The organism is Polaribacter sp. SA4-10, assembly GCF_002163835.1.
Taxonomy (GTDB): domain Bacteria; phylum Bacteroidota; class Bacteroidia; order Flavobacteriales; family Flavobacteriaceae; genus Polaribacter.
The window spans coordinates 568,064-594,320 of record NZ_CP019331.1 but is presented as its reverse complement, the minus strand read 5'-3'; the positions used below and the strand labels follow the sequence as shown (position 1 = coordinate 594,320).

The 26,257-nt window shown below is 32.5% G+C and carries 24 protein-coding genes and 1 pseudogene; 15 read left to right on the top strand and 10 right to left on the bottom strand.

Annotation, left to right across the window (positions count from 1 at the left end; translation table 11 throughout):
* Positions 1-78 precede the first annotated feature (78 nt).
* Positions 79-672 (top strand): hypothetical protein, encoded by a 594-nt coding sequence (locus BTO04_RS02710; protein WP_087563034.1) that lies wholly within the window; start codon positions 79-81, stop codon positions 670-672.
* A gap of 131 nt (positions 673-803) precedes the next feature.
* On the opposite strand, the pseudogene BTO04_RS15460 reads toward BTO04_RS02710, so the two are convergent.
* A pseudogene (locus tag BTO04_RS15460) lies at positions 804-1,028 on the bottom strand (IS110 family transposase); the annotation flags it as partial.
* A gap of 391 nt (positions 1,029-1,419) precedes the next feature.
* Between BTO04_RS15460 and BTO04_RS02700 the strand changes: the two are divergent.
* Positions 1,420-2,061 carry a DUF6266 family protein gene (locus BTO04_RS02700; protein WP_087563033.1) on the top strand — a complete coding sequence of 214 codons (642 nt, stop codon included), beginning with the start codon at positions 1,420-1,422 and terminating at the stop codon, positions 2,059-2,061.
* A 156-nt stretch (positions 2,062-2,217) separates the two neighbouring features.
* On the opposite strand, the gene BTO04_RS02695 is transcribed toward BTO04_RS02700, so the two are convergent.
* Complete coding sequence (locus tag BTO04_RS02695; protein WP_087563032.1) at positions 2,218-2,487, bottom strand: helix-turn-helix domain-containing protein; 270 nt, start codon at positions 2,485-2,487, stop codon at positions 2,218-2,220.
* A 799-nt stretch (positions 2,488-3,286) separates the two neighbouring features.
* Between BTO04_RS02695 and BTO04_RS02690 the strand changes: the two genes are divergently transcribed.
* From BTO04_RS02690 to BTO04_RS02680, 3 genes are read left to right on the top strand one after another with little or no spacing between them, the layout of a single operon-like run.
* Positions 3,287-4,084, top strand: coding sequence for an alpha/beta fold hydrolase (locus BTO04_RS02690; protein WP_087563031.1), 798 nt, complete (start codon positions 3,287-3,289; stop codon positions 4,082-4,084).
* A 1-nt stretch (position 4,085) separates the two neighbouring features.
* Complete coding sequence (locus tag BTO04_RS02685) at positions 4,086-5,303, top strand: ATP-binding protein (RefSeq protein WP_232455935.1); 1,218 nt, start codon at positions 4,086-4,088, stop codon at positions 5,301-5,303.
* On the top strand, positions 5,296-5,709 hold the full coding sequence (locus BTO04_RS02680) for a response regulator (RefSeq protein WP_087563029.1): 414 nt from the start codon (positions 5,296-5,298) through the stop codon (positions 5,707-5,709). Before BTO04_RS02685 ends, BTO04_RS02680 begins: the two co-directional genes overlap by 8 nt.
* Before the next feature lie 235 nt (positions 5,710-5,944).
* On the opposite strand, the gene BTO04_RS15455 is transcribed toward BTO04_RS02680, so the two are convergent.
* The 5 genes from BTO04_RS15455 to BTO04_RS02655 all read right to left on the bottom strand — a co-directional run bounded on the left by BTO04_RS15455 (position 5,945) and on the right by BTO04_RS02655 (position 9,719).
* Positions 5,945-6,151, bottom strand: a complete 207-nt coding sequence (locus BTO04_RS15455) for a GDCCVxC domain-containing (seleno)protein (protein ID WP_087563028.1) — start codon at positions 6,149-6,151, stop codon at positions 5,945-5,947.
* Positions 6,151-6,738, bottom strand: a complete 588-nt coding sequence (gene merTP / locus BTO04_RS02670; protein ID WP_087563027.1) for a mercuric transport protein MerTP — start codon at positions 6,736-6,738, stop codon at positions 6,151-6,153. The genes BTO04_RS15455 and merTP overlap by 1 nt, the downstream gene beginning before the upstream one ends.
* Positions 6,735-7,112, bottom strand: coding sequence for a metalloregulator ArsR/SmtB family transcription factor (locus BTO04_RS02665; RefSeq protein ID WP_087563026.1), 378 nt, complete (start codon positions 7,110-7,112; stop codon positions 6,735-6,737). Before BTO04_RS02665 ends, merTP begins: the two co-directional genes overlap by 4 nt.
* 336 nt (positions 7,113-7,448) lie before the next feature.
* Positions 7,449-8,048: a DUF6642 family protein gene (locus tag BTO04_RS02660; RefSeq protein ID WP_087563025.1), complete on the bottom strand. Its 600-nt coding sequence runs from the start codon at positions 8,046-8,048 to the stop codon at positions 7,449-7,451.
* 357 nt (positions 8,049-8,405) lie between these two features.
* Positions 8,406-9,719, bottom strand: coding sequence for a T9SS type A sorting domain-containing protein (locus BTO04_RS02655; protein ID WP_157662413.1), 1,314 nt, complete (start codon positions 9,717-9,719; stop codon positions 8,406-8,408).
* 1,128 nt (positions 9,720-10,847) lie between these two features.
* Here BTO04_RS02655 and BTO04_RS02650 point away from each other — a divergent pair.
* Complete coding sequence (locus BTO04_RS02650; protein WP_157662412.1) at positions 10,848-12,401, top strand: hypothetical protein; 1,554 nt, start codon at positions 10,848-10,850, stop codon at positions 12,399-12,401.
* A gap of 499 nt (positions 12,402-12,900) precedes the next feature.
* On the opposite strand, the gene BTO04_RS02645 is transcribed toward BTO04_RS02650, so the two are convergent.
* The 3 genes from BTO04_RS02645 to BTO04_RS02640 form a co-directional block, all read right to left on the bottom strand.
* Positions 12,901-13,905 (bottom strand): BspA family leucine-rich repeat surface protein, encoded by a 1,005-nt coding sequence (locus BTO04_RS02645; RefSeq protein WP_087563022.1) that lies wholly within the window; start codon positions 13,903-13,905, stop codon positions 12,901-12,903.
* Between the two features lie 312 nt (positions 13,906-14,217).
* Positions 14,218-14,379, bottom strand: a complete 162-nt coding sequence (locus BTO04_RS15300; RefSeq protein ID WP_198342096.1) for a hypothetical protein — start codon at positions 14,377-14,379, stop codon at positions 14,218-14,220.
* Between the two features lie 14 nt (positions 14,380-14,393).
* The gene (locus BTO04_RS02640) at positions 14,394-18,848 is read right to left on the bottom strand and encodes a BspA family leucine-rich repeat surface protein (RefSeq protein ID WP_087563021.1); all 4,455 of its coding nucleotides are present in this window, start codon (positions 18,846-18,848) and stop codon (positions 14,394-14,396) included.
* Positions 18,849-19,279: 431 nt separating this feature from the next.
* Between BTO04_RS02640 and BTO04_RS15150 the strand changes: the two genes are divergently transcribed.
* The 9 genes from BTO04_RS15150 (at position 19,280) to BTO04_RS02600 (ending at position 26,089) form a co-directional block, all read left to right on the top strand.
* Positions 19,280-19,444, top strand: coding sequence for a Lacal_2735 family protein (locus BTO04_RS15150; RefSeq protein ID WP_157662411.1), 165 nt, complete (start codon positions 19,280-19,282; stop codon positions 19,442-19,444).
* Between the two features lies 1 nt (position 19,445).
* Complete coding sequence (locus BTO04_RS02635; RefSeq protein ID WP_087563020.1) at positions 19,446-19,850, top strand: DUF2452 domain-containing protein; 405 nt, start codon at positions 19,446-19,448, stop codon at positions 19,848-19,850.
* Positions 19,832-20,140 carry a TIGR03643 family protein gene (locus BTO04_RS02630; RefSeq protein WP_087563019.1) on the top strand — a complete coding sequence of 103 codons (309 nt, stop codon included), beginning with the start codon at positions 19,832-19,834 and terminating at the stop codon, positions 20,138-20,140. The genes BTO04_RS02635 and BTO04_RS02630 overlap by 19 nt, the downstream gene beginning before the upstream one ends.
* A gap of 23 nt (positions 20,141-20,163) precedes the next feature.
* Entirely contained in the window at positions 20,164-21,255 is a 1,092-nt protein-coding gene (locus tag BTO04_RS02625; RefSeq protein WP_087563018.1) for an FAD-binding domain-containing protein, read from the top strand.
* Complete coding sequence (locus BTO04_RS02620; protein WP_087563017.1) at positions 21,252-22,712, top strand: cryptochrome/deoxyribodipyrimidine photo-lyase family protein; 1,461 nt, start codon at positions 21,252-21,254, stop codon at positions 22,710-22,712. Before BTO04_RS02625 ends, BTO04_RS02620 begins: the two co-directional genes overlap by 4 nt.
* Positions 22,709-22,840 carry a DUF2256 domain-containing protein gene (locus BTO04_RS02615; protein ID WP_087563016.1) on the top strand — a complete coding sequence of 44 codons (132 nt, stop codon included), beginning with the start codon at positions 22,709-22,711 and terminating at the stop codon, positions 22,838-22,840. Before BTO04_RS02620 ends, BTO04_RS02615 begins: the two co-directional genes overlap by 4 nt.
* The gene (locus BTO04_RS02610) at positions 22,841-24,325 is read left to right on the top strand and encodes a cryptochrome/photolyase family protein (protein ID WP_087563015.1); all 1,485 of its coding nucleotides are present in this window, start codon (positions 22,841-22,843) and stop codon (positions 24,323-24,325) included. It begins immediately after the preceding gene.
* 10 nt (positions 24,326-24,335) lie between these two features.
* The gene (locus BTO04_RS02605; RefSeq protein WP_087563014.1) at positions 24,336-24,761 is read left to right on the top strand and encodes a hypothetical protein; all 426 of its coding nucleotides are present in this window, start codon (positions 24,336-24,338) and stop codon (positions 24,759-24,761) included.
* 68 nt (positions 24,762-24,829) lie between these two features.
* On the top strand, positions 24,830-26,089 hold the full coding sequence (locus BTO04_RS02600; RefSeq protein ID WP_087563013.1) for an NAD(P)/FAD-dependent oxidoreductase: 1,260 nt from the start codon (positions 24,830-24,832) through the stop codon (positions 26,087-26,089).
* Positions 26,090-26,257 lie beyond the last annotated feature (168 nt).

Sequence of the window (26,257 nt, the reverse complement as noted above, 5' to 3'; positions counted from 1 at the left end):
ATAACTACTTTATTGATGAGGTAAAGTAAAGAACAACGTTAGCAACAATAAATTAACACAGAAAATATATTACTAGAAATGTTTAATAAAGAACCTAAAGTCCCAAGACAAACTAATATTCTGCCAATTAAATTTGACGATACAAATACTGAGAAATTTCTTCTTGATTCACTTTTTGGTATAGAAACATTTAAAACTAATCCAGAACGTGCATGGTTAATGAACTTGTCTCGGCTCTCAGACAAAGCAAGACATGAATATAATCTTACGTGTGGAATAATGCAGTCATTTACTAATGAAAAATCAGAAAAACATCTGAATACATTTTTATATCAAGACGCAATTAATCATATGGAAAATGCTTTAAATGCTTTAACCAGAGGTGTTAAGTATTATGATAGATTAAGAAAATCTAGAAACAACACAGAGAAATACGAAAAGCTAAAACCGAGAGAAAACTTTAATACGGTAATACTTCTTAGAAACGCAATAGAACATACAGATGAACATATATTGAAAGGTAAAATTATTGAAGGACAGGCTCACAGTTTATTCATAAATGAAGACGGGATATTATTAGGAGCTTTTTTTATCGACTTCGACACGATTTCAAAAATAATCAGTGAGTTACACAAAAGGACTTTAGACATTGTTGGAGTAAATAAATCCTAACATATATACTAATGCCAGCAAAGAACTGAGCAAAAAAACAACGCTTTTCTTCATTATTTTTTTTTACTATTATTCTAGGCTTAATTTTATAATTAAGCTTTTTTTGTCCATTTTTTTTTAGCTTTTATTTACTATTTAGACACAAATACCAACACAAAAGTTAGATCATACCGCTGCCCTGATTTCGCAATAGCAAATGCCTGTTTTAGCAGTTTATTAGAAACTGCTATTTGTGCTAGTTTTTTGCTCTTGCCTTTTGCTACTCAGCGCTCATAAAGATCTCACCAAGCTTTGTTTTATTTACAAGCATTAAAACTGCACATAAATAATAAATTCCTGAGTTTTTGGTTGCCTATTTACAACACCGCAAAAATTATTAACTAGTACTCCCCTACTTTCAAAAACCTACTTCACTTTCTATTCAGTTTTTATTTGCTAAATTAACCTTTCCACAAGTCTGCCTCGGGTTTGCTCCCAAAAAAGTCCATTTTTAAAAAATAATGCCTTCCCGCTCCCGAACCAAGTCCGAACCAAGCCCGAGCAAACCACTATAAAAAAGGTGTTTCTGTGTCATAACGTGTCAATACAGGTCATCTTGTTTTATGCGGTGTCAAAACGGGTCAGTAGCGGTCAGGAGCGTTTACAAACCGTCAGTTTGTGTCAATACGTGTCAGAACGTGTCAAGTATTTGGTTCCCTGTATTTTAGGTTTTATGTTTGGCATCTATTAATCATAAAATTAATTATTATGGCAACATTTGAAAAAGGCATCCTTGGCGGATTTTCTGGCAAAGTAGGTAATGTAGTAGGAGCGAGATGGAGAGGGAAAAATGTAATGCGTAGTTTACCACAGCGTGGTAATTACACCGCTACCGCAAAACAAGAAGAACAACGTTTAAAATTTAAAACCGTTATTGGTTTTTTAAGTCCTATTGTAGACGTTTTAAACAGTTATTATGGGAGTGCACAGGGCGATAAATCGCGTGCTAACTTGGCAACTTCGTATCATCTTAAAAACGCAGTACTTAGCACCCCTACCGGCGCGGTAATGGAGTACGCCAAAGTAGTAATAAGCAAAGGCGATTTAAGAGGTATTGATGGGGGCACCGTTGCAGCTGCAGCTGAACAAACCCTAAATTTTGGTTGGCAAGACAATAGCGGACAAGGAAAAGCAACTGCCACCGATGCATTCATGGTTGTGGTCTATGCACCTGAGCTAAATTTGTTTTATACCAACATAGCAGTTGCTACCAGAGATGCTACAACGGCAACCGTAACGCTACCTAATTTTATGGCAAGTTTTGAGGTAGAAGTTTGGGTTTCTTTTAGCAAGCCAGAAACCAATTTAGCAGCCATTAGCACCTATATGGGGGCTATTACAGTACTGTAAGGAACGCGTTGTAAAATGCAAACCCTAAACAGGTTAGCGTGTTTGCAGGTACCATTAGAAATGGGATCTGTGAACACGTTTTTTTGTGCATATTGGTCTCAATACTTTTTAAAAAAAATCGACTAATAGTCAACTATTTGTTCCTACAATTTTAACCTAAAAAAGGGGTTCTGTTTTATTTACATTGCCAAGTGCCTTACGCATAAATAACTTGTTTAATAAGTGTTTTGGATACATGGGGCTATGGCCTAGTTTAAAACTAGGAATGTTGTGTTGTTTGCGCAATCGGTACATGGTACTGCGGCTAACATTTAAATGTACCATGGCTTGTTCTGTAGTTAGCCATACTTCATTTTCTGTTAAATGGGGGTCAAATTCTAAATGGGTATTTTGTAATACTGGTTTGTACTTTTTTTCTTTTTTCATAATCTCTTTTTCTTAATAATATATTCTATTGAAATAGAGTATATTACCTCTAATATAATCGTTTTTTTATGAAGTATCTTTATTTTAGGTACAAATGCAGTACTTCGTTCCTTGTAATAACAGGATTATGGATTCCTGCCTAGGCAGAAATGACACCTAAAAAGGTATTTAAAATTTTAATTGAAAAAGTAAGAATGTCATTCTGAGCTTGTAAAAGAGTTGTTTCTTTTTCTTTTTTCCATTGATAAAAAGACATTTTTACCATAGAATAGCTGTTTCCATGCGATACACATTCCCACTTTACTCCTATTACTGCTTTGAAAAAAAGTGTATGTATGCGTCCCTTTTTCTATTTGATAAAAAGGAACTCGTGAAGGTTAAAAGGTTTCATTCCATTTTTAATTAATTAAAAAAGAGTTAATGAAACTGCCAACTTAAAAATACTTAGAAGAATTAAAGAATGTCGATGCTCTCTTTTTAATATTTATTTTACTATGCTTCTATCTACACTTATTTGTATTTCATCTACAATTAGTCTCCTTTAATCAAATTTATAAATTTAATGATCTTTAATACTTTACTATTGTTCTGGATAAAAGCATGAAAATTTATTTATAAAAAAAGCTTCTTAACGTATTATAAGAGAAATATGAAAAAATAAATTTTTAAAAGAGTACATTATGAGTGGTTTATAATAGATATAAAGTTCTCAATTTAAATTAGTGTATTTATTAAATATGTTTTTCGAAAAAGTAGGCCCCACATAAAACTCAAATTACATCCTACTAAAAGCAATCATATGTTAGAAAATCTAATAAAAAATAATAATGTAACAATTCACGGCACCGGTAGCAAAGTTCTGTTCTTTGTTCACGGATATGGATGTGATCAAAATATGTGGAGGTTTATTACTCCTCATTTCAAAGACACTTACAAAATAGTTCTTATAGACCTTGTTGGCTCAGGTAAATCTGATGAAAATGCCTATGATTATGACAAATACAATTCGCTTGAAGGTCATGCAGATGATATCATCAATATTTGTGATGCGCTAAATTTACAAGACGTTTGTATTGTTGCGCATTCTGTGAGCGCTATGATAGCCACACTTGCAGCTATAAAAAGACCAGCGCTCTTTAAAAAATTAATTATGATTGGGCCATCTCCCAGATATATTAATGATGCTGATTATGTTGGTGGGTTTTCTCAGAAAGATATTGCCGAACTTTTAGAAACTTTAGATTCTAATTACTTAGGTTGGTCTAGTGCGATGGCGCCTGTTATTATGGATAATCTTGACAGACCAGCGTTAGCAGCAGAATTAGAAGCCAGTTTTTGTCAAAATAATCCAGAAATAGCATCCCATTTTGCAAGAGTCACCTTTTTAGGAGACAACAGAAATGACCTTAAAAAACTTGCTACAGATACACTAATCCTACAATCTAAAACAGATGCTATAGCTTCCGTTGAGGTAGGACAATTTGTAAATAACAACATCTCTAACAGCAAACTTGTCGTATTAGAAACAATAGGTCATTGCCCTCATATGAGTGCACCCAATAAAACGATTGAAGCAATGAAAAACTATTTATTATAGTTTGATAAAAGAAGCAAAATTAATGGATTATAATATAAATTATAAAGAATTTTATGAAACCTTTCCTAGTGGTTTTTTTAGTTCCTTACCTAATGGTACCATCATTAATTCAAATAAGAATTTCTTAGCACTCATTAACTATTCGCGAGAAGAAGTCATTGGTAAAAAAAAGTTCACAGATTTTCTTTCTCTTGGAGAAAAAATATATTTTGAAAATGTGTTTGCTCCTGCTTTAAAGTTAAGTGGCAGTATAGAAGAAGTGAATTTCAATTTTACAAAAAAAGGGGGTACTAGATTCCCTGTCTTAGTAAACTCCGTAGAAATAAAAGATATCTCGGAAACCCATTTATACACACATTCTGTAGTATTTAATATTGAACAAAGAAAAAAATATGAGCAGGAACTTTTAAAGTCCAAAAAAAATGCAAATGAGCTCTCTAATAAATTAACAGCGGTCAATAAAGAATTACGAAGTCGGACTGAATTAATTTCAAAACAAAAATTACAATTAGAGGAATTCAACCAAAATTTAGAAAATAAAAACAGTCAGCTTTCTAGTTTCGCACATATTGCATCACATAACTTAAGAGCACCTGTTAGTAATCTTATGGTATTAAAGGATTTCTATAAAGAAAATACAGATGTAAAGGATAAAGCGATGCTCTTTTCTAAAGTTGAAATCGTTATTGATCGTCTTAGTGAAACATTAAATGAATTAATCGAGTCTTTAATAGTACAAGAGAATAAAGATATTATGTACGACGCTGTTAATTTTGATACTACTTTTGCGAAGACACTCGCAGTTTTAGATATTCAAATATTAGATTCAAAAGCAGTAGTAACCTCTAACTTTAGTGAAGCTCCTACTATCGAATACCCAAAACTGTATATGGAAAGTATACTACTAAATCTAATATCTAACTCTATTAGATATCGTGCACCTGATCGCGTAGCACAGATTCACTTCCACACAGAAATTATCAATAATGAAATCTTACTTATTGCATCAGATAATGGATTGGGCATGGATTTAAAAAAATACGGGCACAAACTTTTTGGGCTTAATAACACATTTCATAGGCACCCAGATTCTAAAGGAGTTGGCCTTTTTATGACTAAAGCTCAAATAGAAGCTGTAGGCGGCTCTGTAACTGTAGAAAGTGAAGTGGACAAAGGAACTACTTTCAAAATAATTTTAAAGAAAAAAAATAATGATTAAAAAAATTCCGCTAATTGGGATTATCGATGATGATACAATTTATCAATTTATATTAACTAGCATTATCAACAAAAATAAATTAGCTGAAAATATTCTTAGTTTTTTTGATGGAGAAAAAGCCATTCAATATTTTGTGAATAACAAAATGAATAGTGAAAAAATACCAGATATCCTTTTTCTTGATGTAAATATGCCAATCATGGATGGGTGGATGTTTATAGAAGAATATGCGCGAATAAAAAAAGAGATGATAAAAAAAACCGCCATCTTTATGTTAAGCTCTTCGGTAAACCCAATTGATATTGAAAGAGCAGGTAAAATAAGTGAAATTTCCGCCTATATCATAAAACCAATAAAACTTGAGGAAGTGAAAAGAATTTTTGACAACCACGAAATCTTCTCATAAAATTTTAAGGATATAGCCGCACATAAGAAAACCAGACTTTTAAATATTTAATCAATAATTCTTCTGAATTCTAATTTTTATCTATTAATTAAAAGTGCCCTAATTTGTAACGAGCCCTTTTCTAGTATTTCTAAACCTCTCAAATAAATTTCTTTATAAATGCAATTCATTAGCTATCGATGGCTTATACTTTGATATTAAAATTAAGTATAGAAATTATATTTTACATAATAATTTAGCAACAACTATTATTCTCTTGAATTGGCGGACAAGCAACTGTGCCGTAAGAACAATAAACGCAACAATCTCCTTCTTTAGGTTTAAGTACTTCTTTGCAGTTGTTACATTCGTAAAAGAATTGACAAGCGTTTGTTGGCATTTCTTCTTCTTTTTTATGACTACATTTTGGGCATGTTATTGTTGATTTTAATTGTACTTCCATTATTCTATAATTTTATATCCAGTTTTTCCAACAGCATCTTCAATTTCTTTATTGGTAACTTTTGTTTTATCGTATTTAACAATTGTATTCCCTTTTTCGTGATTTGCCTTAACTTCAATGATTCCATCAAGTTGATGCACTTCACTTTCTATATGTACTTCGCATCCAGTACAAGTCATTCCTTTAATACGATATTCAACTTTATTGAGATCAGATTCTGATACATAAACTACTTTCTTATTTGTATTTGGGTAAAATATTTGAGTGTAATATGGAAAAGCAAGCATTAATCCTGCAAACAACGTAACTAAAAACAGCAACTTTTTTGAGTTCATGAATTTTGGTTTTTCGTCTTCACATTCACAATCAATTTCTTGTTTTTTTGGCTTCAATTTTTGGTACCAAGCAATTGCTAATATTAAAATTGTAAGCGCAATTAAGTAGGGTCTAAACGGTTCAATCCAAGAAAATGTTGCTGTTACTCCGCTTGTTCCTGCTATTAAGGCTAAAACGGGTGTAACACAACATAATGAAGCCGCTATTGCAGTAATAATTGTGGTGCCTACTAACTTCTTTTCTGAACTCATAGTTTAACTTCTAAAAGGTTACTATCTGCTACTATTTTAAAAAATGGCGTTAATAGTGATATTTTATCTTTCTTAATGGAATAAAAGATAGTTTGTGCTTCCTTTTGAGAGTAAATAAGTTTTCTGTCTTTTAGTTTTCTTAGATGTTGTGAAATTGCTGAAACATTCATTTCTAAAATATCACTTAAATCACAAACACAAAGACGTCCTTCTTGATTTAATAAATACAATATCTTTAATCGAACAGGGTTTCCCGTTAAACTTAAAATATTAGAAAGATCCTCAAAAGAAGTTTCTAATTCTTGAACAACTTCCCTACAGTTTATTATTTGTTTAGCGTATGCTTTTAACCTTATACAAATGGCTTTTTCCATAGTTCAAATATATACTTATTATATGTATTTAAGCAAATACTTAAATACAGATAAAAGTAGTAGTATTTTAATCCACTACATACATATTTCGTTACTCTGCTATTCGTATAAAAAGAGTGTTTTTTAATGGAGTTCATAAATCTCGCAAAAAGCTCGATTTTATTCTAATTGTAGAAGTACATTTTGTAAAGAAAAAAAACAATAAAAATGTAAGAAGTAAAAGCCATTCACCAAAGCAAAATACCATAATGCAGTGCAATATGGTTCAACGATAGCTAACGAGTACAAAGCTTAATGTAGCCCTATTTTACAAAATTAAATTATATAAATATTGGTTTAATAATACAATCTAAAATCAAGTAATTTACAGACATTGTAATGTTTTTGATGCAACGCTTCTACAACCTCTATGATATTCTCATCCTTTTTAAATAAGTTAAAGAATGCTTTATCAAGATTTGAGCTCGTTATTCCATTAAATTCATTGCCGTACCCAGAAACACCTTTTGCGCCAGTGATATCTAAAAAATATTGTGCTTCTTCTTCGTCTAAATCCAGCACTTTTGCATTTGAAAAATGTAAAATCTTTCCTTTTAACCTTCCTTCAAAAATTTCTGCAATTTCTTGTAAACTATAGTAGTAGTCATTTAAACAAATACTATTTGCTTCACCCGTAATCACCAAGTAGATGATCTCATAGTCTTTAAAGTTATGATCATCCAAGACCAATGCGTTTATGCTATCTTCTAGCCCTTCAATAGTGTCGCATGTTTTATAAATACTGGCTATGCCATATTGCATGGTCAATTGCTCTAGACTTTTATGTGCCTCGGTTACTTTGACCGTTTCTATATTAGGAACTGCTTCTAAACAGTAAATAAAATAATCTGTATCTATCAATTGTTCTTGGGGTAATTGCGGTCTTTTCTTTAACAAATTTTAGCTTTTTTAAAAGAGATATAAAGTACAAAATTAAGGTAACTTTTTTATCTTTTTCTGTGATTTTATATAAAATATACACAATTTTAAACCTTTAAATATACACAAAGTAGTTCCTTTAATAAAAAGACATTGTGAGCCTAGAATAACTATTTCCTTGCAATACACATAAACACTCTACTCCTATCATTGTTTTGGGAAAAGTGGATGTACGCGCCCCCTTTCTTATTTGATAAATAAGTACTCGTGAAGTCTAAAGGGTTTCTAATAAACAGTATTTAATAGTTGTTTAAATAGAAAAAACCTCTCTTTTAAGAGAGGTTCTTTGTTTCATAGATAGTGTATTTCTAAAGATTAGTTCTTTATAAACTTGCGAGTTGTTTCTTTTTGTTGGTCCATAATTTTTACAATATAGATACCACTTTGTAAGCCCTCCAAATCTACTTCACTTGAAGTTGTTTCAGAGAACACTAATTTACCTAACACATTGTAGATTGAAACTTTTGAAGGCTTTGACACTCCTTGAATACATAGTTTGTCTTTTACTGGATTTGGATACACAGCAATGGCTTTCGGCAATTTTTCATCATCAATGCTTAATACATTTGTGTAATCAGAATAAAAAAATAGCATTTTCATGTTATCTTCCCAAACCTGGTTCACATATTCATATCCTCTGTAACCAATAACCATGTTATTAAAATAAACGGAAGTATCATCAATTTCTTCCTCATAATTAAAGGGTGCTATTAAGTCACTAAAACTATAATTGAGATCAAAAATAAATGCATCCTTATAATATTGAGCCCATTCTCCGGGAGTTTCAATCCATTCATAATAAGTTCCTAAAGATCGATTACCATGGTTGTCATATTGATATTCATCCTTATAATAGTTTTGCCAATAGTCCTTTTCTGTATCCCAAATAAAGGCTGTTTCAATGGTTAAGATAGGCATCGCATCGAGACCTATTCCATATTCATACACAAATCTAGATTCCTGAACCCAATCGTTGGTAAGATCTGTATCCCACCAGTATTGAATTTCTTCATTTATTTTGAAACTGTCTCTAAAATAGTCCCATTTAGCATATGGTTCCCATTTGTTGTCGTCATTATTCCATAAAGAATTTATTATAGAAGATAATAAGCCACTTGTATAGTCATAATCATCTGAATACATATTTGTCCATTTATTCTCTCCAGCATCCCATTCATAAACAATCTCCTGAACTACCATTGTTTCAAATTCATCATAAGACAATTCAAATTTATATGTATTAATCCATTGAGGATTAACAGTATAGTTTGCAAAGTTTTCCTCAATCAATAATTTATAAACACCATCTTTGTTAAGAAAGTAGGTATAATCAGTTTTCTGGTGTAATGTCCAATCGAGTGTCAAGCCTGCAATGGATTGAATTTCTGAAATTAGATTTCCATTGGCATCAAATGTGTATTCGCTTTTTAGAATTGGTGTCAATTCTGATTCTGCCCCATTCCATGTATAAACTGTTTCTGTTTTTATTCTGTCATTTTCATAGATAAATTCCTGTTTAGTTGTAAATCTCCATGTGTTAAAGTCGGTATCCCATTCCTGGTATATTAAACTATCCAGGTACCTTTTTTCTAAAAGACTGGTTGTAAGTCTCTCTGTCTTTTTTTGCACCCTGATGTCTCGGGATTTAAAGTCTTTATCTCTTTTATGTTTTTTGACCAAAGGATGAAAGAAGTTAGTGGTCATCTCAAATTCTGATTCCTGATCTTTCTGATTAAACGCTTGCCCGCTAACCGGAATTGAAACAAGAATAATTAACAGTAGCGTAATAAATTTCTTCATGATACATCGTTTTTAATTTCATTTTTAACTATTTTTTTTTAATACATCAAGTTCAATAATGTATATAAAACAGGCAATGATATTGGTCATTACTGCATTAAATTCATCAACTTTTAAAAGCTAAAAGGATTTTATCAGGTAAATTTAAAACAAGTCAATAATTTTTTGAATACTATAAAAAGAGAAGCATACTTAAAGAAAGTAACCTACTCACTTGTCTGTCATTCCACACACATTATGCTTCCCTCCTTTCGTCAGTCAGTATAATAAGTGTTTATTCGCAAGGTTTTTATTGTTTTATTGGAGTTCCTGAATCTCGCAAAAAGCTCGATTTCATTAAAATTGCAGCAGAAACTTTTGAGAAGAACTTTTGAGAAGAACTTTTTTAAAGAAATTTAAGTAATAATCTCGCTTTTTAGACAAATCGACAAAGGAGATTCATGAATACCAAAGAAAATAAAAACGCATAAGTAAAGTTAAGGCTATCTCAAATCAAGTTTAGAACAGGCTCCAAGCACCAAATTATACTACATTTTTGATGAGAGGTTTTACTTTGAGTGATGCATAGTTAGAAGCTCTTTAAAGCAAACTTCATATATATTAGTCTGTAATTATAATTCTCTATTATCTTAAATATCCTATAAAATCTCTTATGTACCATAAACATTGTTATTAGGATGCTTTAAAAGCAGCAAACAAGTGTAAATTAAACTTGCTTAAAAGCTATTTACAACAAGCTATACAGTCCTTTAGATTTATATTAATAGCTATTATTTTAAAAGAAATAGTACGTATTTATGAATTAAATAAAAAAAAATACTACACAAGAGTATCAAACACCAAAAAGCATAATATTTTAAGATGCCTTAAAAATCAGGTATTTATACTCTTTTAGGAGAGGAATAAATAAATTAATTTTAAAACTCTAATAATTAATTAAAATAAACTCACAAAAATATGAAAAAAACAGTTTTAAAATTTTCAGAAATTCTGGTACTTTTCTTACTAATCATGACTTCATGCAATAAAGATAATAAAGTAATATCTTCAGGTTATACAACACTAGATTATACTAAACTTCCAACCGATGTTGAAAAAATTCCTTATTTAAAATTGAATAATTGGTTTGTGCATGCAAATGTTATTTTAAATGGCGAAGTACTTCCAGCTAACAGTGTAGCTTTTAATAACGGTACTAATATTGATTTCTATGAATGGTCAGAACAAATGTTTCTTTGGATAACCTCTCCTCAAGACAGTACAATTGTTCTTGAAACCCGTGAATTTTATACGGTGTCTCCGCCAGATTCACTTAAAAAAAGAAATTTAATACCTCATCATTCCACAAAAACTTTGTCTGCCTCTGTTAATATCATGAAGTTAGATTCTGAAGAGGGTCAAGCAGGAGATGGTGATGTTCTAATGTCTAAAGAGGGTTCTCTAATCTACTATATTACCTTTGTGAATGACGTATATGCTCAATTTTTAACAGCAGGCAAACAAGATTCAATAAAATACCCAAACAAGAAGTTCCCAACAACTCAAACTGAATTAGACGCTATTAAAGCTTTTGCCAAAGGCAACGGAGAAACTTTAAAAAGCCCTAATACCCTATCAATGGAGCTTAAAACCTCATGGGTAGATCTCGCTACCATTCCAACTGTTAATAAAACGGACTATATTACGGTTAAGGCAAATGTACCTATTTACGACAAAAAAATAGATACTATTTGGACACCAACAGGTAATACCGAAACCAAAACATTAGCCTTGATAGGAATGCATGTTGTTGGAAGTGTTAACGGACATCCTGAGATGATATGGGCAACATTTGAACATCAACATAATTCACCAAGTTTAGGCTATAAATACATAGATGCGAATAAGCAAACAAGAACAATAGCGGCTGACACAGGAGACAATTGGTTATTAAATAAAAAAAGTACCGATACTGTTTTTAATATAGTAAATATGAAATATGGTAAAACAGACAATGCAATAGAAGCTAAAGCAGGAAAAACTATTACAGCCAGTAATACAAAAAGAATTAATGCTTTTGGAGTAGCATATGATAATGACTATGCTCCAAATAATGAAAATAATTCTACAGCTGCGTCTAATAGCCAGATAATAGCGATAAATAATACTGTGCGTAATCAATTAATAAAGGGTGACGTCCGTAAAAATTATATCTTTATTGGTGCTACTTGGACACAAAAGGGTGCAGCACCAACTGGAAAAAGTTATTCTGTTGAGAGAAAACAAACAAGCCCGGGTGTAGCTGTTGGTGCTAGTCAACTAGCAAATAGTACCATGGAAACTTATTTTCAATATGGAGCAAAAAAATTTAATACTTCTAACGCAAGTTGTTTTGCTTGTCATTCTAATAGTTTACATCAAAATACTCCTAATGCTTTAAGCCATATTTATTCCGAATTAAAATTAGGCACAATAATTACGGCTAATTCGCCAATAGATTCTAAAGCACTAGCAACAATAAGTTACAAATAAGCATAGTTACTTATAAATAGATAAGAAAAACCTATCATTTTTATAAAGATTGATAGGTTTTTATATGCTTTTAAATCAGCGCTAATCTTCGCCTGTTTTATATGATAACAGGAAAATAATCAAAAATACAATCTTCTTTTATTTTTAAATATTCCCTTAAAAAAAGGATTCCAAATAGTATCGTAATTTCAAAGGTTATAAAATAAATGGCTGTTTAACAATTGATCATGTGGCTATTTATTACAAAATAGGATTTTCAATGATTAAAATAATTGGTTCATTCCACACACACATACTACCACTTTAATCCTATCATTGCTTTGTAAAAAGAGTGTTTACGTACCCCTTTCCTCTTTGATCAATAAGGCCTCTTGAAGCCTAAAGGGTTTCATTACATTTTTGAAAGAGAATTAGAGGAGAAAAGATTTTAAAACAATCTATATAGTACTTTAGACTTGTATCAATAGCTATGATTTAATAGATATTGTATCTCTAAAGATTAGTTCTTAATAAACTTGCGGGTTGTTTCCTTTTGTTGGTCCATAATTTTTATAATATAAACACCACTTTGTAATCCCTCTAAATCTACTTCACTTGAAGTTGTTTTAGAGAGGACTAATTTACCTAACACATTGTAGATTGAAACTTTTGCTGGGTTTGATACTCCTTGAATAAATAGTTTGTCTTTTACTGGGTTTGGATATATTGAAATAGCGATTCGGTTTTGGTCTTCTAAACCAAGTGAAGTGCAGTCTAAACCACCATCTGTAAATGTCCATCCATAAGTATCTATCAATTTCTGTCTTGCGTCTTGTCCATTGCAGTATGCAACACCAGCTGCACCAAATGCTATATTTTGTTGAACGGTTTGTTGAGACCATCCATTTAAAAGCACATCATAATTAGTTGTAGAGAGACCAGAGTCATCAAACATAGCATTCATAACAGTAACAGAAGTCACATCCCAGGAACTAATATCCTGATTAAATTCCAATGCTTGATAAAACATATACGTCATATTAATAACAGTACGCACATCCCAAGAACCTATATCTTGATTAAATGAGAGTGCTGCATTAAACATATAGAACATTGTAATAGCACTACTCACGTCCCAAGAACCTATATCTTGATTAAATGAGAGTGCTTGATAAAACATAGCACCAATATTAGTAACACTACTCACATCCCAAGTACTAATATCTTGGTTAAATGCAGATGCTTTGAAAAACATACCAAACATATTAGTTACACTACTCACATTCCAATTTGAAATATCTCCATTGAAAGATGATCTATCATTAAAAGCGTCTCGCATAGTAGTTACACTACTTACATTCCAATCTGGCATTGCACCGTATTCACTATCACTACACATTCCATCGGCTGGATTTGTAGATAAACAAATATTTATAGCTTGTTGGAAGTTGGTATCGTCTATGGGGGTTTGTGCTTTTATTAAAATCGACGAGAATAATAATAAAACTAGAATGGGGGTTCTCATAATTATATTTATGTTTTTGATAAAAATAGGTTATCGTATTAGATAAAAAACGCGTATTAATACCCATTCTTCTAATAATTTAAAAGCAGAAAATTAATCCTTTCCACACGTATTATGTTTCCCTACTAAGCAGTCGCATAAAAAGTGTTTACTGCCCCCCTTTCCTATTTGATAAATAAGCCTCTACCCCCTTTGAACCGCACCGTACTTTTTAGCAAACTAACGTCTTTAAAGAAGTTTAAAAGTAATATGAATGTTACTACTAATTTATTAAAGTAACAATACACGCTTCTTTAATTGTGTCGCTTATAATTAAAAAGGATTATCACCCGTTTCTGGGGGAGGTGAACTTGCCTGTGCTTTTTGAGGGCTTAATATAATAAACGTACCTAATGCGGTTAACGCTGCATATTTACCCATTTTTTTCACAGCTTCTTTACGCGTAATATTTGATTTATTTGTGAGGTCTTTCATTTAAATACGTTTTATTACTTAATAATTACTTTTTGAGTTTTTAAGAGCTGATTATTCTCCAATTTTACTACATATACACCATCACTAATAGTACTAACATCTATGGTATTAGATGTGCGTGATGCATCTAGGTTTTGACGTTTTACTAAAAGACCTTTCATATCATATACAGTGACGCTAGTAGCACCTTGTAACAAACCTTTTATAACAATTTGTTTTAATGATTTTACGGTGTATATCTGCAAATAATCTTTGGTTGTTAAATCTGTAGATAAAGTTGTACCTGTAATCTTTAAAAAGAAACGTCCTGTGCCTTTTAGGTTGTTTTCTGGAGTTACTATATAATTTGAACTAGTTAATAATGTTGTTGTATTGTATAAAGCATCTTCAAGGTAAACAGCTACGCCTGCTGGTAAATTAGATTCACTAATACTAAAGGTTAAGGGTACATCTGCCTTGGCGTTTACGCCAATAGGAATGGTAATATTAGATACATCGCTACTACCTAAAGCTTGTAAGGCTATTGGTACACCGGTATTTTCTTCAACCAAATGAGAGTACAAAGCAAAGTATGGTGCATACCCTCCCATAATTACCGCATCATAACCTGCGTCTAATCCTTTACTAGCATTGTCATTAAAATAAAATGCTGTTTTATAACTAGTATCCGTTGTACTGGCCTTCAGTTTTAAAAACAGCAGTGTATTGGCAGAACGCCCTGATATAAAATCATCATTATTACCCATTCTTCTCATAGAAGGTGTAAATAATAAGTTATAATCTTCAACATAATTGGCATCTGCGGCAACAAAAAAGCCTTGTCCTGGGGCTAATAAACGAGACCCAACATTAGCTAATGTAATAATATCCCAACCATCAGTACCATCACCATCATAGCCGTAAATACCAGATGCGTTTTCTAGTAGCGATAAATTTGTAACACCTGTTGCAACTTCATGATTTAAAAAATCAGATGCACTTACATAAGACGGGTAAGGATTCCCTATAAGGTTCCAAGCTGCATAATTAGGGCCAGCATCTTGTATATCAACAGCTACTTCTCCTGTTTGTACTTCTCCTGTAAAGGTAACCGTAGCACCATCATTTGTAGCAATACGATACCCTGTACCTGCTGTAATACTACTACCACTATTAATGGAAGTGTCATAATTTGTATAGCTTCCTGTAGTCTTATCAAAAGGTGCAAAGGCGCGCAGGCTACCAGAGGCTAAAAGATTAGCATTAGCTGCTGCAAAACTACCAAAACTTTCTCCTGTTAAAGGCGCACTAACAAGATCGTTATCATTATTAACTGCATCATTGGTATATGAATTTACAAAGCGTTTGTAGTATACCGTACCGTCTATAGTACCATTTAGTAGTAAACTTGAATAACTTGTAGAAGTAGACTCTAAAGTAATAGATGTAGAAGACGTTATTCTTACTCCTGCAGCTACTGTTAAAGAGGTTCCTGGTGCCACTGTTAAAGTATTAAAATTGGTGTTGCTTGCTAAGGTAGCATCGCCTGCTGCTATAATAATGTTGTCACATAACACTGCAATACCTGTGGGGTCGCCTGATGGCGACCAACCGTTGTTATAAGTGTAGGTGGTAGGGGTATATACATAAAGCTTAGTATTTGAAGTAACTCCGCAACTATTAATTACTGCAATAGCACCACCACATGTATTAGGTGGTAATGTCACTTCAATACTTGTTTCGGTTGCACTATTAACCGCCATAGAAACACCTCCTATAGTTACTGTAGGTAAAGATGAGTCACTAAAACCAGTACCGTTTATTGTAACGGTATCACCAGATTTTCCATTGTTAGGGGAAACAGCATTAATAGTTGGTGAGGTATATTCATAAGGAATACTACCTGAAGTAACTCCGCAACTATTGGTCACTGTAATAGCACCACCACATGTATCCGCTGGTAATGTCACTTCAATACTTGTTTCGGTTGCACTATTAACCGCCATAAACACACCTCCTATAGTTACTGTAGGTAAAGATGAGCCTCCAAAATTAGTACCGTTTATTGTAACTATATCACCAGATTTTCCATTGTTAGGTGACACGGTATTAATTGCTGGTTTTTGTGTTACTGTAACTGTTTGTTCAGAAGTTTCTGTTAACCCAGCACCGTCTGTTACTGTCCAAGTTACTGTATTCTCCCCTAAAACTAAACTTGTAGGTGAAGCTACCACACTTGCCACACTACAATTATCATCTGCTGTTGGTTTTATTAATTGTGAACTTGCATAGGTACAAACACCTGTATCTGCATTTACGCTTATAGCTGTTAAGGTTGCAATCGTTGGATTTATATTGTCTACAACAGTCACAGTTGCAATAGCAGTTGCACTGTTACCATTTGCATCGGTTACAGTAAGTGTAACTGAAACGGGAGCGGTACCTGAAGGTGAAGGTGAATATACAAATGACCCAACCGGAACAGGTGTATGAGCAGAAGCATTTGTAGTTTCTCCATCCAAAGCGTTCGTTCCTGAAAAAGACCAGTTTCCTAATTGGAAAGTCGTTCTATCAGATGCAATGGTGTTATTTCTATAAGCCCAACCATCTAGATATTCCCATGGTTGACCATTTCCGTCTACATTAATATCTCCAAAAACATCAATTACAGATCCTGTAAAGAAAAGTTCTATAGCATCATCACCATTTATGGTCACCGCACCCGTTGTATAATCTGGTGTAAATCCAAAGAAGTTATTAAATTCTGATGATTCTGAAGCAACATGAATAAACTGTCCTGCTGTTGCTGCACCTGGAGGAAATGTAAATTCTTGGTCATCTGTTCCGCCGCCATTGTTTGCAGAGCCTAATCCATATTGAGCCAAATCAGGGATGTTGTTTACTACGTATAATTCAACTCCCTTTGGTAACCCACCTGGAAGTGGTCCATCGTAAACACCTGTAATGATTATATCATTTGCTACTATTGGATTAAGATCTGAACAAGAGAATGCGGTTTGCGATGCACTTAAAGCAACAATACCACAATTATCAGTTGAACCTCCGTCGATATCCGCCGCTACGATTGTTCCGTTACCTGATCCGTCTAAGTAAACATCAATATTTTTGGCAACAATTGTTGGCGCACTATTATCTACCAAGGTGACATTAAAAGTGGTACTATCAGAATTTCCATTGAGATCGGATGCAGTTAATGTAACGAGTTGAGTTGTTCCGTGACCGTTAATTACATTGCCTACAATAGGGTCTTGTGTTACTGTAATAGTTCCGCAATCACCAGAGGAAGTTGTTAAACTTGTATAATCAACAATGGTGAAATTACAGTCGATATCCAGGTTTTCATTAATATCTTCTTCTACAGCTGTTAATGTTGGCGGATTTAAAATACCACCATCACTAATAGTCCATCCAAAATCATTCTTTATGGCTGCTCTTGCATCTGAGCCAGCACAGTATTTGCTATTACCACCACTAAAAGTAACTCCATACTTCAATATTAACTTGCTCCAACCATTTAAAAGTTTATCATAATTAGCTGTAGACAAAGCAGAATTATTAAACATACTTCTCATATGAGTAACATTACTCACATCCCAATTTGAAATATCTCCATTAAAATTTGATCTTCCAAGAAAAGCTTCTGACATATCAGTTACAGCACTTACATCCCAATCTGGCATCGCTCCGTATTCACTAGTACTACACATTCCATCGGCTGGATTTGTTGTTAAGCACGTATTTATAGCTTGTTGGAAGTTTGTATTGTTTATGGCTGTTGAAGCGTTTGTACAATCAAAACCTTCATCATTAATTGTCCAACCATACGTACTTATAATGCTTTGTCTTGCAGCTGTGCTGTTACAATAATTAATACCTGACGCTCCAAGAGTTACACCTGTTTGTAAACTTAGTGTTGACCATTTATTTAAAAGTTTATCATAGTTATCTGTAGACAAATCACTATGCATAAACATATGTATCATATTAGCAACACTACTCACATCCCAACGACTTACATCCCCATCAAAATTTAAAGTATATGAAAACGCATGCTCCATATTAGAAACACTACTTACATCCCAATTACTTACATCTCCATTAAAATTTAAAGCATATTGAAACGCATGCTCCATATTAGAAACACTACTTACATCCCAATTACTTATATCCCCACTAAACTTCTCAGCCCAATAAAACATCCCAGACATATTAGTAACACTACTCACATCCCAATTTGAAATATCTCCATTGAAATCGTTTTTAAAAGCAAAAGCTTCATGCATAGTATTTACGTTACTTACATCCCAATCTGGCATCGCTCCGTATTCACTATCGCTACACATTCCATCTTCTGGATTTGTAGATAAACACGTATTTATAGCTTGTTGGAAGTTATCATCGCTTATGGGTGTTTGTGCTTTTATTAAAAGTGATGTGAATAATAATAAAACTAGAATGGGGGTTCTCATAATTATATTTATGTTTTTGATAAAAATAGGTTATCGCATTAGATAAAAAACGCGTATTAATACCCATTCTTCTACTAATTTAAAAGCAGAAAATTAATCCTTTCCACACGTATTATGCTTCCCTGCTATCTAGTTGTGTAAAAAGTGTTTACGCGCCCCTTTTCCTATTTGATAAATAAGGCCTCGTGCACCCTAAAGGGTTTCATTATGTTTTTTAAGAAACTTTTTATAAGAAAAAAAACAGATTTAAAGTAATAAGACAACTTTTTACCAAAGCATTATAGGGCATTTTTAATTAGGGGTTATCCATTAGATAAAGCTATTTAATTTAGAGATTGTTTTTTCTGTTTAAGTATAATGATTAAAAGTTAAACATATTGTATCTTTGCATTATAATTAATTGATAGAAACTTAACTTAAAACAGACTATTATGTTCGGATTATTTAAAAAGAAATCAGAAAAAGACAAGTTGTACGAGAAATATCAAAAGCTAACCAAAGAAGCACATAGCCTTTCTACAACCAATAGAAAACTAAGTGATAAAAAGGTTTATGAAGCTGAAGAGGTTATGAAAGAATTTGAGAAGCTAAAGTAAAATGATCAAAGAAAAGAAACCTGATAATGTTGTTTATAATACGGAGACTCAAAAATATGATGCGTATTTAAAACCCTATGCAACAAGTGTTGGCGCTCCTGTTATTACCACTACAGATACTATTGCTTGGAAAAACAGAAGTGTTAATAAATTGAATCATAAAGTTCAAACGAAGTTTAAAGAAATCAAAGAACAATATGAGCAGTTAATGCAGGAGTTTGAGGATAATAAATTAATACACAACGCAAAATTCACTTTTGAACCTATAATAGGTCAACATTATCATTTATATCTTCGTGAGAATGGTGATCATTTTTTATCTATTATCGCACCAAACGAATGTCGTTTTAATGCACTCGGAAGTTTCTATTTAAACGCAGATCAAATATGGGAAAAAGTAGTTTAGAAATTATACAAGAAAATAGCTTTACAGAAAGACAATTAGACCGCATTATAGAAATGGCTTGGGAAGACAGAACCCCTTTTGAAGCGATAAAATTTCAGTTTGCTATTCCAGAAAAAGAGGTGATTAAGTTAATGCGTGGTAATCTAAAAGAGGCTAGTTTTAAACGTTGGAGAAAACGTGTAAATAGTGGTGTAAGCACAAAACATTTAGCAAAACGAAGCCAAGATATTACTCGTTTTAAATGCACAAGACAACGCGCTATTTCTGGTAATAAAATTAGCAAACGTTAACACAAAATGAGACAAATAAAAAAATGTATTTTCCAACAGAATTTGATGAGATATTAGATAGAATAGCAACTATAGACCCTGTTGGTTATGGCAAATCTAGAAATTATATAGATGGTGCTGTAAGTTACTTATCGCCGTATATTTCTCGTGGTGTTATTTCTACAAAATTTGTTTACCAAGAATTATTAAAACGTAATTTTCATCCAAGTACTATCTTAAAATTTATTCAAGAGCTCGCGTGGCGAGATTATTGGCAACAGGTTTGGATTGCTAAAGGAGATGCTATAAATCAAGATATAAAACATACTCAAACTCCAGTTGTAACCAACGGAATTTCCAGAAATTTAGCAAATGCGAATACGGGTATTATAGCCATAGACAATAGCATTGAACAGTTTTACAAAACAGGCTACCTTCATAATCATTTAAGAATGTACATGGCTTCTATTGCTTGTAACATTGGTCAAAATCACTGGAAACATCCAGCAAAATGGATGTACTATCATTTATTAGATGCAGATTGGGCTAGCAATGCGTTAAGCTGGCAATGGGTTGCAGGAGCAAATAGCAATAAAAAGTATTATGCAAATCAAGAAAACATTAATACCTTTTGTTATAGTGACCAAACGGGCACTTTTTTAGATGTATCTTATGATGATTTTGAAAACTTAACAATACCTACTGTATTGTTACCTTCAGAAACATTAGAATTAAAAACGCCGCTTCCAGCACCAAAACCGATACGTATAAATAAAGAGCTACCTACGCTTATTTATAATTTCTACAACTTAGACCCAAATTGGAAAAAAGAACAAACAGCAAATCGCGTTCTTTTATTAGCCCCTTCGCATTTTGAAGACTATCCAGTATCTCAAAACACGATTAATTTTATAATTGGTCTTTCAAAAAATATAGAAAATATCCAACTATTTGTGGGAGAATTCGATGCGCTTAAAACCACCTATGATTTAGAAAGTATCTATTACAAAGAACATCCTTTAAACAAACATTACCAAGGTATTGAGACGCAAAGAGATTGGCTATTTTCTGTAAAAGGCTACTCCCCTTCTTTCTTTTCTTTTTGGAAAAAGTGTAAAAAGGAAATTACATTTTGAACACAAAACCCATAAATATAGTTTGGTTAAAACGGGACTTGCGATTGCAAGATCACGAACCTTTACATAAAGCAGAACAAGCAGGCATTCCGTATCTTATTATCTACCTTTTTGAACCCAGTATTATAGCATATCCCGATACAAGTCCAAGGCATTTACAGTTTGTATATCATTCTATACAATCACTTAATAACCGCTTAAAAGAGTATAATCGTTGTGTTGATGTCTTTTATGGAGAAGCCATAGAGATCTTTACTTTTCTGAATAAAAATTACACTATTCAACAACTTTTTAGCTATCAAGAAAGTGGTACAAAAACCACTTGGAAACGGGATAAACAAATCAAACAATTTTGTGATAATAGGAACATTGTTTGGAAAGAAAGTCAGCGCGATGGTATTATAAGAGGACTTAAAAACAGAGATACTTGGAATAAGCGATGGCACGCTACCATGCACGCGCCTATTATAAAAAACAGCTATTCAGTTTCAGAACTAAATACACTAGAACATTCCTATGTAGTACCTTCCCAATTAGTTTCTAAATTAGAAAACTATCCCAAACACTATCAACCTGCAGGAGAAGAAAATGCATGGCGTTATCTGAAGTCTTTTGCTCAAAAAAGAGGCTTTAATTATCATAGGCATATTTCTAAACCTACAGAAAGTAGAATCGCTTGTAGTAGATTGTCTCCCTATTTTGCTTGGGGAAATATAAGTATCAAGCAAGTGTTTCATTTTGTAGGCACACATCCAAATGGAACAGCAAACAATCGCGCCTTTTCTGGAATGCTAACTCGTTTGCATTGGCATTGTCATTTTATTCAAAAATTTGAAGTAGCATGCAGCTATGAAACGTTATGTATTAATAAAGGGTACGAATTGTTAGCGCACAAAAAGAACGAAACAGATATTAAAGCTTGGAAAACAGGACAAACAGGTTATCCCTTAATAGATGCTTGTATGCGTGCTGTTGAACAAACAGGTTGGATTAATTTTAGAATGCGTGCCATGGTTGTTTCTTTTTTAACTTTAAATTTAGATCAAGATTGGCGAGAGGGTGTGTATCATTTAGCACGTCAGTTTTTAGATTATGAACCTGGTATTCACTATCCACAATTTCAAATGCAAGCAGGAACCACAGGCATTAACACCGTACGACTTTATAATCCTGTAAAAAATTCTGAAGAGCACGATGCTAAAGGGCTATTCATTAAAAAATGGATTCCTGAATTAGAGAATGTTCCAGAAAGGTATATTCATGAACCTTGGACAATGAGTGATATGGAACAAACCTTTTGTGGTGTAACCATTGGTGTAGATTACCCATTGCCAATAGTTGATCTTAAAGCAAGTGCTAAAATGGCAAGAGATAAAATTTGGGGACATAAAAAGCATCCGGCAGTTAACGCTGAAAAAAAGAGCATTTTAGCAACACACGTAAATAAAAGACGATGAAAAAAGCCAATTTACCACAAAAGATATGTGTGGTCTGCGACAGACCTTTTACATGGCGTAAAAAATGGGAAAAGAATTGGGAAGAAGTAAAATATTGCAGTGAACGTTGTAGAAGACATAAAACATAAATGAAAAAAGTAAATCTAATTTTTCCGCATCAACTTTTTGAAGCCTCTCCACTTTTAGAGAATGGTTTTCCTGTATATATTATTGAAGAATTTTTATTCTTTAAGCAATTTAACTTTCACAAACAGAAAATAGCCTATCATAGAGCCACAATGAAACATTACGAAGCTTTTTTAGCTTCTAAAAATAGTGAAGTTGTCTATGTAGAATCAATAGATACTGTTTCAGATGTGCGAGAGCTAATTCCGTTTTTAAAATCGAAAGGCATTACCCATATTAACTATATAGATCCTGTAGATAATTGGCTTCAGAAAAGAATTGAGAAAGGTTGTACTGCTAATACTATTGAAAGAACCGTCTTTGATTCGCCATTATTCTTAAATACGAAAGAAGATTTACAGCCTTTTTTCAGAAGTGATAAAAAGAAATACCATCAAACGTCTTTTTATACAGATCAAAGAAATAAAAGACATATTCTTATTGATTCAGACGGAAAGCCAACTGGCGGAAAATGGACTTTTGATACTGAAAATAGAAAAAAATATCCTGCAAAAAAGATACCACCAGCAATTCAGTTTCCAGATGTTGATTCCTTTTACAAAGAAGCGCTTGATTATGTAAATAAAAACTTCTCAAAAAATATTGGCCAACTCAGTGAGAACTCTTTATATCCAACAAATTTTAAGACCTCTAAACAATGGTTTCAGCAGTTTTTAGAACAACGTTTCTTAGAATTTGGGACCTATGAAGATGCTATTATAGCAGAGAATTCTATATTAAATCATAGTGTATTAACACCAATGATAAATGTGGGATTAATAACTCCGAAAGAAATCATTGAACAAAGTATCACTTTTGCGAAAGCAAATAATATCCCTATCAATTCATTAGAAGGTTTTGTGCGTCAAATAATAGGTTGGCGCGAGTTTATACGTGGTATGTATGAAAGCAGAGGAAGCGATGAACGGACTCGTAATTTTTGGGGATTCACTAAAAAAATTCCGAAGTCATTTTATGATGGAACAACAGGGATTTACCCAATAGATCAAACCATTAAAAAAACACTAGAAACAGGTTATTGCCATCACATAGAACGCTTAATGGTGTTGGGCAATTTTATGATGCTTTGCGAATTTGATCCAGACGAAGTATACCGTTGGTTTATGGAACTTTTTATAGATAGTTATGATTGGGTAATGGTGCCAAATGTATATGGAATGAGTCAGTTTGCAGATGGCGGATTAATGGCTTCGAAACCCTATATAAGTGGTAGTAACTACTTAATGAAAATGAGCAATTATAAGAAAGGCGAATGGCAGGTCGTTTGGGATGGATTATTTTGGCGATTTATGGATACACACCGCGATTTCTTTAAGAAAAATCCAAGATTAGGTATGTTGGTTTCTATGTTTGATAAAATGCCACAAGAAAAAAGACAACAGCATATTGAAAATGGTGAAAAATATTTACAAAGTTTAACCCTCTAAATAAAAAACAATGGTATTTGATACAACCTATAAAAATGAAGATTATAATCAACAGAGTCTATTGCTTGTAGGAAAATCGTTTCGCTTTATAGAACGAATAAAACAAGGAGGAATTGGCTCAAGTAGATTAATTATTAAATCAAAAAGTCCAAAATTAGATCTTGGAAAATTAAAATTTGGAGAAATAGATTACGGCAATATAGAACTTCGCCCAAGAGGTATTATTGTACATTATACAAGTAAGTTAGAGCGTTTCTCTTGGATTATTCCATACTACCGATTGGTTATTTACAACTCTCAATTTTTTAGTATTCATGCCAATGGAAATTGTATCCAATTTTTAAAAAACAAGAACTACAGTACTAATAAAAAATTTATTGATAAAATGATTGCTATAAAAAATGAATATTTAAATCTTTCTTATTATGATTCATAAAATAAAAAACCAATAGAAAAAAACTTAAATTAGCTAAAGCATTTTTATTTATTATTAATCAATTACGTATGAATAAAAAAGAATATAAAATACATATTATAGGCGCTGGAGTAAGCGGACTAATAGCCGCAAAAGTCTTAGAAGATAATGGGTACAAACCCACTATCATTGAAGCAACAGATCGTGTTGGTGGAAGAGTTAAAACAGATGTTATTAATGGCTATCAATTAGATCACGGATTTCAAGTATTGCTTACCGCCTACCCAAGTGCTCAAAAATATTTAAATTTTGAAGCTTTGGAATTACAACATTTTCTTCCTGGTGCTACTATATTTAGTAATGGTAACCAAAAAACTATTGGAGATCCCTTACGAAATATAGCCTTACTTTTTCCAACCTTATTATCTGGGATAGGAAATTTTTCAGATAAATTAAAAATATTGAAGCTAAATCATCTTTTAAAGAAAACAACACTTGCGGAAATTTTTGATAAAACTGAAAAAACGACACTTCAATATTTATTAGATTTTGGTTTTTCTGAAGAAATGATTTCTCAATTCTTTACCCCTTTCTTTAGTGGTATCTTTTTAGAACCAGAATTAGAAACATCAAGTAGGATGTTTGAATTTGTCTATAAAATGTTTGGAGAAGGATTTGCGACAGTACCTAAAGGTGGTATTGAAGCCATTCCGAAGCAATTAAAAGCGAATTTGAAACAAACTACATTTCAGTTTAACACAAAAGTAAAGTCTGTAGAAGAGGGTAAAATAATACTTGAAGATGGCACTGAACTAAAAAGTCATTTTACAATTATTGCAACAGAAGCTAGCCAACTTATAGCAAATCTAAAAAACCAAGAGACGGAATGGAAATCTTGTGATACGCTCTATTTTGAAACCAATACCAGAACGATTACAAAACCGCTTATTGGATTGATAGCAGACAGTGATGCGCTTATAAATAACATATTCTACCACACGAGTATTTTATCAAACTCAGTAGGAAAAAAGGAATTATTATCTGTTACCGTTGTAAAGGAACATGGTTTATCTCAGGAAGTATTAAAAATACGTGTTCAAAAAGAATTAGAACACTATTGTGGAATAGATTCGTGTAGCTTTATAAAGCAGTACGCAATACCAAAAGCATTGCCCAAATTAAATGGATTAAAATATGAAATGCTTCCCTCTGAAACTAAAATAACTAATCGTATCTTTCTTGCGGGAGACACCCAATTAAATGGGTCATTAAATGCAGCAATGATTTCAGGTGAAAAAGCTGCTTTAAATATCATACAAACCATAGCATCTGAAGTAAAAATTAACTAATTTAGTAAAGAAGATTCAGAATTAATAAACTGAAAATAACAATTAACTTATTTAAATAATAGTATGGAATATCTTATTAGTATAATTAAAATTATTATAGCCGGGAGTATTATAAACGTATGGCTTTTTCGTTTCAAACAAGCTACTGCGTGGCGAGGAAACAATGCG

What these genes read in the sequence shown, in the direction of transcription:
- BTO04_RS02630 (WP_087563019.1), top strand. Translation starts at nt 19,832, where the DNA reads ATGGGAAAAAGTAGTTTAGAAATTATACAAGAAAATAGCTTTACAGAA.
- BTO04_RS02645 (WP_087563022.1), bottom strand. Translation starts at nt 13,905, where the DNA reads ATGAGAACCCCCATTCTAGTTTTATTATTATTCTCGTCGATTTTAATA.
- BTO04_RS15455 (WP_087563028.1), bottom strand. Translation starts at nt 6,151, where the DNA reads ATGGAAGTACAATTAAAATCAACAATAACATGCCCAAAATGTAGTCAT.
- BTO04_RS02665 (WP_087563026.1), bottom strand. Translation starts at nt 7,112, where the DNA reads ATGGAAAAAGCCATTTGTATAAGGTTAAAAGCATACGCTAAACAAATA.
- merTP (WP_087563027.1), bottom strand. Translation starts at nt 6,738, where the DNA reads ATGAGTTCAGAAAAGAAGTTAGTAGGCACCACAATTATTACTGCAATA.
- BTO04_RS02690 (WP_087563031.1), top strand. Translation starts at nt 3,287, where the DNA reads ATGTTAGAAAATCTAATAAAAAATAATAATGTAACAATTCACGGCACC.
- BTO04_RS02610 (WP_087563015.1), top strand. Translation starts at nt 22,841, where the DNA reads ATGAAAAAAGTAAATCTAATTTTTCCGCATCAACTTTTTGAAGCCTCT.
- BTO04_RS02710 (WP_087563034.1), top strand. Translation starts at nt 79, where the DNA reads ATGTTTAATAAAGAACCTAAAGTCCCAAGACAAACTAATATTCTGCCA.
- BTO04_RS02615 (WP_087563016.1), top strand. Translation starts at nt 22,709, where the DNA reads ATGAAAAAAGCCAATTTACCACAAAAGATATGTGTGGTCTGCGACAGA.
- BTO04_RS02605 (WP_087563014.1), top strand. Translation starts at nt 24,336, where the DNA reads ATGGTATTTGATACAACCTATAAAAATGAAGATTATAATCAACAGAGT.
- BTO04_RS02635 (WP_087563020.1), top strand. Translation starts at nt 19,446, where the DNA reads ATGATCAAAGAAAAGAAACCTGATAATGTTGTTTATAATACGGAGACT.
- BTO04_RS02695 (WP_087563032.1), bottom strand. Translation starts at nt 2,487, where the DNA reads ATGAAAAAAGAAAAAAAGTACAAACCAGTATTACAAAATACCCATTTA.
- BTO04_RS02625 (WP_087563018.1), top strand. Translation starts at nt 20,164, where the DNA reads ATGTATTTTCCAACAGAATTTGATGAGATATTAGATAGAATAGCAACT.
- BTO04_RS02680 (WP_087563029.1), top strand. Translation starts at nt 5,296, where the DNA reads ATGATTAAAAAAATTCCGCTAATTGGGATTATCGATGATGATACAATT.
- BTO04_RS02600 (WP_087563013.1), top strand. Translation starts at nt 24,830, where the DNA reads ATGAATAAAAAAGAATATAAAATACATATTATAGGCGCTGGAGTAAGC.
- BTO04_RS02640 (WP_087563021.1), bottom strand. Translation starts at nt 18,848, where the DNA reads ATGAGAACCCCCATTCTAGTTTTATTATTATTCACATCACTTTTAATA.
- BTO04_RS02700 (WP_087563033.1), top strand. Translation starts at nt 1,420, where the DNA reads ATGGCAACATTTGAAAAAGGCATCCTTGGCGGATTTTCTGGCAAAGTA.
- BTO04_RS15300 (WP_198342096.1), bottom strand. Translation starts at nt 14,379, where the DNA reads ATGAAAGACCTCACAAATAAATCAAATATTACGCGTAAAGAAGCTGTG.
- BTO04_RS02650 (WP_157662412.1), top strand. Translation starts at nt 10,848, where the DNA reads ATGAAAAAAACAGTTTTAAAATTTTCAGAAATTCTGGTACTTTTCTTA.
- BTO04_RS15150 (WP_157662411.1), top strand. Translation starts at nt 19,280, where the DNA reads ATGTTCGGATTATTTAAAAAGAAATCAGAAAAAGACAAGTTGTACGAG.